Origin of the sequence: Rhodopseudomonas julia, assembly GCF_030813515.1 — a bacterium.
Classification (GTDB): Bacteria; Pseudomonadota; Alphaproteobacteria; order Rhizobiales; family Afifellaceae; genus Afifella; species Afifella julia.
In genome coordinates this window covers 1,400,283-1,411,397 of record NZ_JAUSUK010000001.1, presented here as the reverse complement: position 1 = coordinate 1,411,397, position 11,115 = coordinate 1,400,283, and the positions used below count along the sequence as shown (strand labels likewise).

The following is an 11,115-nucleotide window of genomic DNA, read 5'->3' as shown; positions in this document are numbered from 1 at the left end:
TTCCGCCACCTTTGGCTGGTTTTACCGTTTTCATGCCCGACATTCCTGGTCCCCGACCTTTCCGATCCTTGGAGGATCTGATGCGCATTCTATCGAAGACCCTCACCGCCATGGCGGTCGGCGTGGTGGTGCTCGGCCTTGCTGCCGGCTCCGCCTTTGCCTTTACCGCCGACCAGCAGCAGGCACTGGCGTCCATCTCGGCCAAGCTTGCCAATCTCAAGACCATGCATGGCGAGTTCATTCAGTTTGGGCCGACTGGCGAAAAGAGCCAGGGCAAGTTCTATATCGAGCGCCCCGGCCGGATTCTTTTCGACTACGACCCGCCATCCAAGTTGAAGGTGAAATCGGACGGCAAATCGGTGCTCGTGCGCGATGCGAGCATGAAGACGGACGATTTGTGGCCTCTCTCGAAGACGCCGCTCAAATTCCTCCTCGACGATCAGCTCAATCTCGCCAAATCAAATCGGGTCCGAGGCGTTCAGGTGGAATCCGATCTGATCCAGGTGGTCGTCGTCGACGATGCGCAGTTCGGCGGGGGAACGCTCACATTGTTCTTCGATCCCTCCACGTATGAGCTTCGCCAATGGACGGTGCGCGATGCTCAAGGCCTCGACACCACGGTCGCGCTCTACAATGTGGAGACCGGCCGACCGCTTTCGCCGGAGCTTTTCAAGATCAACTACAGCGGCGTCACCAACCGGGCTCGCGAGCGTTCTCTCGGCGATTAAATCTTTCTAAGAGATATTTTTTTCGCCTTTCTTTCAGGCTACAATTCTTTGTGTCGGGAGCTGGGGTTGTCTCAGCGACAAGAAGCCCCATCTCTCCGCCGCGGAGATCGACCCGGCCGATACAACGCCCCCCGTCTCGCTCGGGTCTGATCAGCCGGATTTGTTCCGGTTCGTTCCCGCGAAGGCGCCCAGGCTCCACGCTTGGGCGCCTTTCTATTTCAGAAAAGTTCTGGGCTTTCCTGTTGACCCGGTATGTAGCGACTGGATTTCCGCGTCGCGGCAGGCCATGCGGGAGAGATGTCACTCTCAATCGCTACCTGGAACATCAATTCGGTGCGCCTGCGCATCGGTCTCATTGTGCAGTTTCTCGCCGAGCATAGGCCTGACGTGCTCTGCCTGCAGGAAACGAAATGCCCAGACGCCCTCTTTCCGGAGAAGGCGTTCCGCGAGGCGGGTTACCCCCACCTCGCCCTCTCCGGGCAGAAGGGCTACAACGGCGTCGCCATCGTCTCGCGCCGCCCCCTCTTCGACATCGATCGCAATCATTTCTGCGACCGCATCGATTGCCGCCATATCGAGGCGAAGGTCGAATCTGGCACGCAGAAGGTGATGCTGCACAATTTCTACGTCCCGGCGGGAGGCGACGAGCCCGACCCGGAAAAGAACGTGAAGTTCGCTCATAAGCTCGCCTTCATCGAGGAATTGACGCAAGCCGCAGAGAGGCTGGCGCAGCCGGGCTCCATCTTGGTCGGGGATCTCAACATCGCCCCGCTCGAGACCGATGTCTGGTCGCACCGTCAGCTTCTGAAAGTGGTGAGCCACACGCCTGTCGAGACGGAGGGGCTTCTACGCTTCCAGGCCGCCGGGCCGTGGGTCGACGTCATGCGCTGCTTCGTGCCGCCGGAAGAGAAGCTCTTCACCTGGTGGAGTTATCGCTCGCCGAATTGGGAAGTCTCGGACCGCGGACGACGTCTCGACCATATCTGGGCGGCACCCGATGTGGCCGAACGCGCGCAAGGCATCAAGGTCATCAAGGAAGCGCGTGCCTGGGAACGCCCCTCCGACCACGTGCCCGTGATCGCGACCTTTGCCGAAGCCTAAAGTCCAAAAGCCGGCCGGCTTATGATCCTGCGGCGCCGAGGCGAAGCCCGGCCCGTTTGATCTCCTCGACCGTATCCGCAAGCCCTTCAGTCAGCTTGTCACGCAAGGCTTCAGCGATATCGGGATATTCGTCCAGAAGCCGCTTGAACATCGACCGGCGGATCTGCAGCACGCTGGAGTTTTCCGCCGCGACGATGGTCTCGTGCGCCTTCATTTCGGTGATGAGCGCGAGATCGCCGATGAGCGCACCGCGTTCGAAGCGCCGCGCCGACCGTCCTTCCTCCTCGCCGGCTCGGGCGTCTCTGCGCGCGATCAGCAAACCGTCATTGACGAGATAGGCCGAATGCTGTGGACGCCCCGCTTCCACCACGACCTCGTCTTTGCGCACATGCCGGCTTTCCGCCGAGAACGCGATCAGTCGCAGATGATCGTCATCGAAGCCCCTGAAGAAAGGTGCTTCGCGCAAAAGCTGGACATCGGATCCGAGACTCACTCGGCTCTCCTAGGTGCGGGCAAGCTTATAGCCGCCGGCCTCGGTGACGAGAATCTCGGCGTTGGACGGATCCTTCTCGATCTTCTGCCTGAGGCGGTAAATATGGGTTTCGAGCGTATGGGTCGTGACACCGGAATTGTATCCCCACACCTCCGAGAGGAGCGTATCGCGTGACACCGTCGCCTCGCTGGCGCGGTAGAGATACTTCAAGATCGCCGTCTCTTTTTCCGTCAGACGGACCTTTCCGCCAGATGCGTCGAGGAGGACTTTCGCGGCCGGACGGAACGTGTAGGGGCCGATGGCGAAAGTTGCATCCTCGCTCTGTTCGTGCTGGCGCAGATGCGCCCGGATGCGGGCAAGGAGGACGGCGAAACGAAACGGCTTCACGACGTAATCATTGGCGCCGGCCTCGAGGCCGAGCACGGTGTCGGAATCGGTGTCGTGCCCGGTCAGCATCACGATCGGAACGTTCACGCCGCTCTTGCGCAGCAGTTTGACGGCCTCGCGCCCGTCCATGTCGGGCAATTCGACGTCCATGATGATAAGATCGACGTGGCTTTCCTTGGCGCTCTTGATGCCGGCCGCAGCGGTCGTTGCCGAAGCGAGCTCGAACTCCTCATAAAGAGCCAATTGCTCCGTCAATGCTCCGCAGAGCTCCTTGTCATCGTCGACAATGAGAATTCGTCTGGCCGTCATTCGCGCCTTGTCTCCGCCCGGAATCGTCAATTTTGCAACTTAGGCCAACTTCCCTGCCCTCGCCAGCCTTGCGCCTTGGCCCTTCAAGCACGCATTCTTGAACAATGTTGCCTCCCGACCCCCACTTTCGCCCGCAATCGCGTCGCAAACAGCCTGAACGGCCTGCCGCGGCGTCAAGCCGCACGGCGCCCAAATGTTTGGCCTCGGCCCCCATCTATGTGCGGCCGCTGCCCGGCCCGCCGCATGCCGCCTTGCTGACGTTTCGCGGCATCACCTTGCGCTGTGCCATCGGCCGCAGCGGCGTCACCCATGCAAAGCAAAAGCGCGAAGGTGACGGGAAAAGCCCCATCGGGCGCTATGGGCTCGAATGGTGTGCGCTTCGGCCCGACAGGCGGCCGCCAATGCCGCGCCCGCAGCTTGCCACCATTGTGCTGCGGCAGAGTGATGGCTGGTGCGACGAGCCAACGTCGTCTGCCTACAATCGCGCCGTGCGTCTGCCTGTCAGCATATCGACAGAAACGATGTGGCGGCCGGATGGGCTTTATGACGCGGTAATCGGCCTCTCCCACAACACCGCGCCGCGGCAGAGACGGATGGGGAGTGCCATCTTCTTCCACCTCGCCCGGCCGGGCCTTCAAGGGACGGAAGGCTGTGTTGCCATTCCCCGCGCTGCGATGCGTCGGATCCTGCCGTTTCTCTCAGAAAAGACGCAGATGGTGATCCTGGCACCGGCAGATGCCGGGCGCCCGAAGCACGTGTGAGCGCAAACAGCGACCGGTCGCTTTAGGGACGCGGCCTTGAACCGAAGATTGCGCTGCCGACCCGCACATGGGTGGCGCCGAGCGCGATCGCCGTCTCGAAATCGGCGCTCATGCCCATCGAGAGCTTTTTGAGGCCGAGCTCGCCGGCAAGCTTTGCAAGCAGTGCGAAATGCGGCGCGGGCGCCTCCTCGAACGGCGGAATGCACATGAGGCCCGAAATATGGAGTCCGTGCTCGTCGTGGCAGCGGCGGACGAACTCCGCCGTCTCCCTCGGCGCGATACCGGCCTTCTGCGGTTCCTCACCCGTATTGACTTGAACGAAGAGCTCCGGCGATCGCCCCTGGCTCGCGATCTCCTTGGCGATCGCGCTCGCGATCTTGTCGCGATCGACCGAATGGATGGCATCGAACAACTCGACGGCCTGAGCGGCCTTGTTCGATTGCAGAGGCCCGATCAGATGCAGCTTCAGTTCGGGTGTCGCCTCACGCAACGCCGGCCATTTTCCGGCCGCCTCTTGAACGCGGTTTTCGCCGAAGACGCGCTGGCCAGCGACGATGACCGGCTCGATATCCTCCGCATCGAAGGTTTTGCTGACGGCGACCAGCGTCACGGCCTCAGGATCACGGCCGGCCTCACGCGCCGCCAAGTCCACCCGGCGCCTGATCTCAGCCAATGCCTCGTGCTCTTTGTTTGCCTTGTCCATGTCCCACCCGCACTCTGCGCACAACCGATCGCCGCGAGGCGAGGTTGACCGGCTCTGGCAATCGTGTTGAAGCTCTTCGGCCGCCGCAAAGGCGGCTCGCCCGTTCCCAACAACCATGCCATTCATGACTGCGTCAACAGAGCGTTATAATCCGCGAAACGTCGAGGCTTACTGGCAATCCGTCTGGGAGGAGCGCGGCCTTTTCCGCTGCTCCAACGACGATCCACGGCCCAAATATTATGTCCTGGAGATGTTCCCGTATCCGTCGGGACGCATCCATATCGGTCACACCCGCAACTACACGATGGGCGATGTCGTCGCCCGCTATCGGCGGGCTCGCGGCTACAACGTGCTGCACCCGATGGGCTGGGACGCCTTCGGCATGCCGGCGGAAAACGCCGCCATGCAGAACAAGGTCCATCCCAAGGAATGGACCTACGCCAACATCGCCACGATGCGCGATCAGCTGAAGCTGATGGGCTTTTCGATCGATTGGGCGCGCGAGTTTGCCACTTGCGACGTCTGCTATTACGCCCAGCAGCAGCGGCTTTTCTTGGATTTCCTGGAAGCCGGCCTCGTCAAGCGCAAGAGCGCCAAGGTGAACTGGGACCCGGTCGACCAGACGGTGCTCGCCAACGAACAGGTGATCGATGGCCGCGGCTGGCGCTCGGGCGCCGTCGTGGAGCAGCGCGAGCTGACGCAATGGTTCTTCGCCATCTCCGACTATGCCGACGATCTTCTTGAAGAGCTAAAAGGCCTGACCCGCTGGCCGGAGAAGGTCCGCGTGATGCAGGAGAAATGGATCGGCCGCTCCGAGGGGCTGAAGGTTCGTTTCGAGTTTGCGGATGCGAAAGCCTCTGGCGAAGAGTACCTGGAAGTCTTCACGACGCGCCCGGACACGCTTTTCGGCGCCGCCTTCATGGCGCTCTCGCCCGACCATCCGCTTGCAGCAAAACTCGCCGCAACCGATGAGAAGGCCGCCGCTTTCATCGCCGAATGTCATCGCCGCGGCACGTCTGCCGAAGCGATCGAGACGGCGGAAAAGAGCGGCTACGACACGGGGCTCAAGGTTCGCCATCCCTTTATCGAGGGAGCCGTCCTTCCCGTCTACATCGCCAATTTCGTTTTGATGGGTTACGGCACCGGCGCGATCTTCGGCTGCCCGGCGCACGACCAGCGCGACCTCGATTTCGCCAACCGCTACGGGCTGCCGGTCAAGCCGGTGGTGAAGCCGGAAGACGCCGATCCTGAAAACTTCGCCGTCACGGACGAAGCCTATACCGGGCCTGGCCGGCTGTTCCATTCCGACTTCCTCGACGGCATGACGATCGAGGAAGGCAAAGACGCGGTTGCCCGTCGCCTGGAAGCCCGCACGGTTGGGGACGGCCCTCAGGCGGCCCGCGAAGTCAACTTTAGGTTGCGCGATTGGGGTATTTCCAGGCAGCGCTATTGGGGTTGCCCGATCCCGATGATCCATTGCGAGAGCTGCGGATCGGTGCCGGTGCCCGTTGCGGACCTGCCGGTCGAGCTCCCGGACGACATCGATTTCGACAAGCCCGGCAACCCGCTCGACCGTCATCCGACCTGGAAGAATGTCGATTGCCCGAAATGCGGAAAGCCCGCCCGGCGTGAAACCGACACGATGGACACTTTCGTGGATTCCTCGTGGTATTTCGCCCGCTTTACGGCTCCGCAGGCCGACACGCCGACCATTCCGGATGTCGCCGACGCCTGGCTGCCTGTGGACCAGTATATCGGCGGTATCGAGCACGCGATCCTGCATCTTCTCTATTCGCGCTTCTTCGTGCGGGCGATGCAGAAGACAGGTCATCTCGACCTCAAAGAGCCTTTCGCCGGACTCTTCACGCAGGGCATGGTTGTACACGAGACCTATCGTGAGCCGAACGGCCCGTTCCTTCCACCTGAGGAGGTGATCGTAGAGGAGACCGACGGCACGCGGCGGGCGCGCCACGCCAAGAGCGGCGGGATCGTCGAGATCGGCCCCATCGAAAAGATGTCGAAGTCGAAGCGCAACACCGTCGGCCCCGAAGAAATCAGCCGCAACTATGGTGCCGACACCGCACGCTGGTTCATGCTCTCAGACTCGCCGCCTGAGCGCGACGTTCAGTGGTCGGCAGCAGGTGTCGAAGGCGCCCACCGCTTCGTGCAGCGTGTCTGGCGGCTCGTGACCTCGGCAAAGGGGTCTCTTCCGGCGGCCGGCACGCCCCAGCCGTCCGGCTTCAACGAGGCTGATGACGCTCTGCGACGCGCCACACATGCCGCGATCCGCGATGTGACCGACGCCATCGAGAACCTCCGCTTTAACCGCGCCATCGCCTTCGTGCACGATCTTGCGAACCAGATCGGCGGCCACGATAGCGGCGATCGTGACTCCGGCTTGTGGGCTCACAGAGAGGCACTGGAGGCCCTTGTGCTTCTGAGCGCGCCCTTCATGCCGCATTTGGCGGAAGCCTGCTGGCAGGCCCTCGGACATGACAAGCTCGTCGCCGAAACGGCCTGGCCGGAGGCCGATGCGGCTCTTCTCCGCGAGGATGAGATCACCCTCCCCTTGCAGGTGAACGGCAAGAAGCGCGACGATCTCGTCGTGGCCAGAGACGCATCGAAAGAGACGATTGAGGCGGCTGCGCTCGCCTCTGAGACGGTCCAGCGCTTTCTGGAAGGCCGTCCCGCACGCAAAGTGATCGTCGTTCCCGGGAGGATCGTGAATGTGGTCGGCTAGGCGCGGATTTCTCATCCTTCTTGCAGCCGGCGTCGTCGCCGGCTGCACCGTGCGGCCGCTCTATGCGCCAGACGCCAGCGGCCAGTCGGTTCAGGAGGAGCTCCGCGCCGTCGAGGTCGAAATGCCGACGACGCGTCCGGAACAGGTGTTCCGGAATTCGCTCTTGTTCGGCTTGCAGGACGGCGAAACGGTGTCACCGCAATATCGGCTCGAATATACGCTCGCGCTGAACTCGAGCTCGGTCGGCATCGAGACCGTGACCGGCGTTCCAACGGCCTATCAGCTCTCCGGACACCTGCGTTATCGTCTCTTCGACATTTCAACGGGTCAGCAGGTGCTGGGGGCGGTCCTCAACACGGTCGCCTCCTATGACCGCTCCAGCCAGGCTTTCGCCAAGCTCAGGGCAGAGCGCGACGCGGAGGACCGTGTCGCAGAAACACTGGCGGGCATCCTGAAGACGCGTCTTGCAAGCTATTTCGCTCGGAACTGACCATGGTGGCCGTTAAGGCCGCCCAGGCCACAGCCTTTGCTACAGAGCCGCCAGCGGATTTGCGACTCTTCCTGCTTTACGGCACGGATCAGGGTGCCGTGTCCGAGCGTGCAGCGACTCTGGTGTCGATCTTGTCGGCACGTGATCCACAGGGGGCGACGATTATCAGGATGGGCTCCGACGAGCTCTCCGGCAATCCCGGCCGTCTCACCGACGAAGCCCGCGCCGACATGCTGTTTGGCGGGGCACCTCTCATCCGCCTCAAAATCCTCGACGGGCGCCACAATGTCGTGCCGTCCCTGCGCCCCCTGATCGAAGATCCGCCTCAAGCCGCCGTCATCGTCGTCGAGGCCGATGAGCTCCGAGCGGGCGCACCGCTGCGCCGCCTCTTCGAAGATTCACCGCACGCGGCCGCGATTCCGTTCTATGAGAGCAGCGCGGGCGACATCGCCGATCTGACCCGCAGCATGTTGCGGGAAGCGGAGGTGACAGTCGAGCCCGACGCGCTCGACTATCTCATCGTGCATTTGGGCACGGACCGGGGCGTCGCGCGGCGTGAGGTCGAAAAACTGATTCTCTATGCCGGCGACGCGGCCCAGCTCACCCTGAGCGAGGTGACGTCTGTCGTCGGCGAGAGCACCGAGCTGCGCAATGATCGCCTCATCGACCGAACCTTGACCGGCGATATTCAGGAGGTCGCCGCGGACCTTTCGCGCCTCGAGGCGGAAGGTGCGTCTCCCTCGGCACTTCTCGCCCAAATGCTCAACCATCTATTGATGCTCGCCGGCCTGCAGGCGGAGGTCCGCAAGAGCGGTCTTGGCGCGGCTGTCGATCGAGCCCGGCCGCCGCTGCACTTCCGCAGGAAAGACAGCGTCAAGCGCGCACTTCAGATCTGGTCGCCGGAGGCCTTACGACGAGCTCGCACCTCGATCGACGATGCGATCCTCGAAACACGCAAGCTCCCCGCCCTCGATTACGCGATCACCTCGCTCGCGCTCATGCGTCTCGCGCAAGTCGCGCGCCGGGCGGGACGCCGCTAATCTCATCAAGCTTTCAGCCTCTGACACAGCATATCGAGTTGCTCCAGGTCGCGGTACTTGATGCGCACTTCGCCCTTCCCGTCGGCCTTGTGACGGATGTCGATCAGAAGCCCCAACCGGTCGCCGAGCTCCCTTTCCAATGCGATCGTATCGGGGTCCTTTTCCCTCCCCCGTGAACCCGTTTTGGTGTCGGGCTCGTCGGACTTCTGAGCGAGCTTTTCGGTATCTCGCACCGAGAGGCCCTTCGCGATGGCGATCTCCGCGAGCTTCTCAGGGTCCACCGTGTTGATGAGGGCCCGCGCATGCCCCGCCGTCAGCTTGCCGGTGCGCAGATGGTCACGGACCCCCTCCGGCAGTTTCAGAAGCCTGAGCGTATTCGTGACATGGACCCGGCTCTTGCCGATCACATCGGCGAGATCGCCCTGGCTGTACCCGAACTCCTCGATCAGCGCCTGATAGCCGAGCGATTCTTCCAACGGGTTGAGATCGCTCCGCTGCACATTCTCGACAATGGCGAGTTCGAGTGCCTCCCGATCCGAAACTTCCAGAAGAGTAATTGGAATCTCGTGGATTCCCGCACGCTGCGCCGCGCGCCAGCGCCGCTCGCCCGCGATAATCTCGAATTCGCCGGGCGTGCCAGGCTTCGGCCGCACCACGATCGGCTGGACCAGGCCATGCGCCCGGATCGAGGCCGCAAGATCTTCGAGCTCCTCCCCGGAGAACTCACGCCGGGGGTTTCGCGGATTGGGATGAACGGTGGCGATGAGCGCGGTCTGAGGCTTCTGTGGGACGGCCGGCGCCTCTTGCATGTCCGGTACGGCATAGTCCTGAAGCAACGCGTCGAGGCCGCGTCCGAGGCGCCGCGGTGGTTCAGCAGCCATCACTCAACACTCCCTTGATCGCGCGCTACGCCGCCCGCAGCAGGCGTTCGCGCTGAATAACCTCGCTGGCAAGCCTCAGATAGGCCTGGCTGCCGGCGCAGTTGATGTCGTAGAGGATCGCCGGCTTTCCGTGCGACGGCGCCTCCGAAATTCGGACATTGCGGGGGATCACGGTGTTGTACACCTTGTCGCCCATATGCGAGCGTACGTCGTCGACCACCTGACCGGACAGGTTGTTGCGCCCGTCAAACATCGTGAGCACGATGCCATGAACGGAAAGTTCCGGGTTCAGGCCGCGCCTTACCCGCTCCACCGTCGACAAAATCTGGCTCAACCCCTCGAGCGCGAAGAACTCACACTGCAGCGGCACCAGCACGGCGTGGGCGGCGGCCATCGCGTTGATCGTCAAGAGATTGAGCGACGGTGGGCAATCGATCAGCACGTAGGTGTAGGGCGAATGCCCCTGCCCGCCGAGCCCCGTCAGCGCGTGGCGCAGCCGATAGGCGCGATCCTGGAAGGCCGCGATCTCGAGCTCGACGCCCAAGAGGTCGAGCGTCGAAGGGGCGATCGACAGACGCGGCACGACGGTTTCGAGTGCGACCTCGCGCACCGGCATGCCATCCATCAGGATATCGTAGGTCGAGCGCGTCCGGGCTTCGCGGCCGATCCCAAGCCCGGTCGATGCGTTGCCCTGCGGGTCGAGATCGACGATCAGGACGTCTTCGCCGATCGCCGCAAGCGCGGTACCGAGATTGATCGCCGTCGTCGTCTTGCCAACCCCGCCCTTCTGGTTGGCCACGACAAGGATTCGGGGAACGCTCGGGAGCCGCTCCAAGGCTTGCGGCATGGTCTAGGCCTTCCTGCGTTTCAGATGGGAGATGGCGGCGATGGTGCCGTCGCCCTCGGCGACGCTTGGGTACAATATCCGATCGAACTGCCAGATGTCAGACGCCGCCGCTTCTTCATGCACATATTCCTTGCCCTTCATCGCAAGGACAAGGCCATTTTCACTGAGAAATGCTGCCGCAAGGCCCAGAAGACTCGCCAGAGGCGCCAGTGCCCGAGCGCTGACGACATCGAAATGCCCGGCGAGATCGGCATGCAGGGCCTCAATTCGCTGCGCATGAATGGTCACATTATCAAGGCTACAGACCCGCACGGCCTGGCGCAGGAAGGCCGCCTTTTTATGATTGGCTTCGACGAGCCCGACGGTCTCCAGCCTGTCGCGCAGGACGATTGCAACGATGAGCCCTGGAAAGCCCGCCCCGCTCCCGATATCGAGCCAAGAGGAAGGCTTATGCGCGAGCGCGATCGGCGCAAGCTGTAGGCTGTCGCCGACATGCCTTTCCCACACCTCATCGAGGGTCCGAGGCGAGACGAGATTGTGGGTTCGCTGCCAGGTGGCCAGAAGCTCGACGAAAGTCACGAGCCGCGTTTCCGTCTCCGTCGTCAGCAAATCACGGTAGCGCGCGAGCACTGTTT

The 11,115-nt window shown here is 62.7% G+C and carries 12 protein-coding genes; 6 read left to right on the top strand and 6 right to left on the bottom strand.

Annotated features, from left to right (window positions below):
* Positions 1–80: 80 nt before the first annotated feature.
* Together J2R99_RS06505 and J2R99_RS06500 are read left to right on the top strand one after the other, a co-directional pair.
* A complete protein-coding gene (locus tag J2R99_RS06505) occupies positions 81–728 on the top strand; it encodes a LolA family protein (protein WP_307153632.1) in 648 nt (215 codons plus the stop codon).
* Positions 729–1,025: 297 nt separating this feature from the next.
* Positions 1,026–1,829, top strand: coding sequence for an exodeoxyribonuclease III (locus J2R99_RS06500; RefSeq protein WP_307153631.1), 804 nt, complete (start codon positions 1,026–1,028; stop codon positions 1,827–1,829).
* A gap of 19 nt (positions 1,830–1,848) precedes the next feature.
* Here J2R99_RS06500 and J2R99_RS06495 read toward each other — a convergent pair whose 3' ends face one another.
* Complete coding sequence (locus tag J2R99_RS06495; RefSeq protein ID WP_307153630.1) at positions 1,849–2,322, bottom strand: Crp/Fnr family transcriptional regulator; 474 nt, start codon at positions 2,320–2,322, stop codon at positions 1,849–1,851.
* A 9-nt stretch (positions 2,323–2,331) separates the two neighbouring features.
* Positions 2,332–3,018 carry a response regulator transcription factor gene (locus tag J2R99_RS06490; RefSeq protein ID WP_092812008.1) on the bottom strand — a complete coding sequence of 229 codons (687 nt, stop codon included), beginning with the start codon at positions 3,016–3,018 and terminating at the stop codon, positions 2,332–2,334.
* A gap of 197 nt (positions 3,019–3,215) precedes the next feature.
* Here J2R99_RS06490 and J2R99_RS06485 point away from each other — a divergent pair, with 197 nt between their 5' ends.
* Complete coding sequence (locus J2R99_RS06485; protein ID WP_307153628.1) at positions 3,216–3,779, top strand: L,D-transpeptidase family protein; 564 nt, start codon at positions 3,216–3,218, stop codon at positions 3,777–3,779.
* Positions 3,780–3,801: 22 nt separating this feature from the next.
* Here J2R99_RS06485 and J2R99_RS06480 read toward each other — a convergent pair whose 3' ends face one another.
* Positions 3,802–4,482: a YggS family pyridoxal phosphate-dependent enzyme gene (locus J2R99_RS06480; protein WP_307153627.1), complete on the bottom strand. Its 681-nt coding sequence runs from the start codon at positions 4,480–4,482 to the stop codon at positions 3,802–3,804.
* A 124-nt stretch (positions 4,483–4,606) separates the two neighbouring features.
* On the opposite strand from J2R99_RS06480, the gene leuS reads away from it, so the two are divergent.
* The 3 genes from leuS to holA are packed head-to-tail and all read left to right on the top strand — an operon-like array spanning position 4,607 to position 8,752.
* Positions 4,607–7,222 carry a leucine--tRNA ligase gene (leuS, locus tag J2R99_RS06475; RefSeq protein ID WP_307153626.1) on the top strand — a complete coding sequence of 872 codons (2,616 nt, stop codon included), beginning with the start codon at positions 4,607–4,609 and terminating at the stop codon, positions 7,220–7,222.
* Positions 7,209–7,712, top strand: a complete 504-nt coding sequence (lptE, locus tag J2R99_RS06470) for an LPS assembly lipoprotein LptE (RefSeq protein ID WP_307153625.1) — start codon at positions 7,209–7,211, stop codon at positions 7,710–7,712. Before leuS ends, lptE begins: the two co-directional genes overlap by 14 nt.
* Positions 7,713–7,714: 2 nt before the next feature.
* The gene (holA, locus tag J2R99_RS06465) at positions 7,715–8,752 is read left to right on the top strand and encodes a DNA polymerase III subunit delta (RefSeq protein WP_307153624.1); all 1,038 of its coding nucleotides are present in this window, start codon (positions 7,715–7,717) and stop codon (positions 8,750–8,752) included.
* Positions 8,753–8,757: 5 nt separating this feature from the next.
* Here holA and J2R99_RS06460 read toward each other — a convergent pair whose 3' ends face one another.
* From J2R99_RS06460 to rsmG, 3 genes are read right to left on the bottom strand one after another with little or no spacing between them, the layout of a single operon-like run.
* The gene (locus tag J2R99_RS06460; RefSeq protein WP_307153623.1) at positions 8,758–9,633 is read right to left on the bottom strand and encodes a ParB/RepB/Spo0J family partition protein; all 876 of its coding nucleotides are present in this window, start codon (positions 9,631–9,633) and stop codon (positions 8,758–8,760) included.
* A gap of 25 nt (positions 9,634–9,658) precedes the next feature.
* Positions 9,659–10,480 (bottom strand): ParA family protein, encoded by an 822-nt coding sequence (locus tag J2R99_RS06455; protein WP_307153622.1) that lies wholly within the window; start codon positions 10,478–10,480, stop codon positions 9,659–9,661.
* 3 nt (positions 10,481–10,483) lie between these two features.
* The gene (gene rsmG, locus J2R99_RS06450; protein ID WP_307153621.1) at positions 10,484–11,110 is read right to left on the bottom strand and encodes a 16S rRNA (guanine(527)-N(7))-methyltransferase RsmG; all 627 of its coding nucleotides are present in this window, start codon (positions 11,108–11,110) and stop codon (positions 10,484–10,486) included.
* Positions 11,111–11,115: the final 5 nt, after the last annotated feature.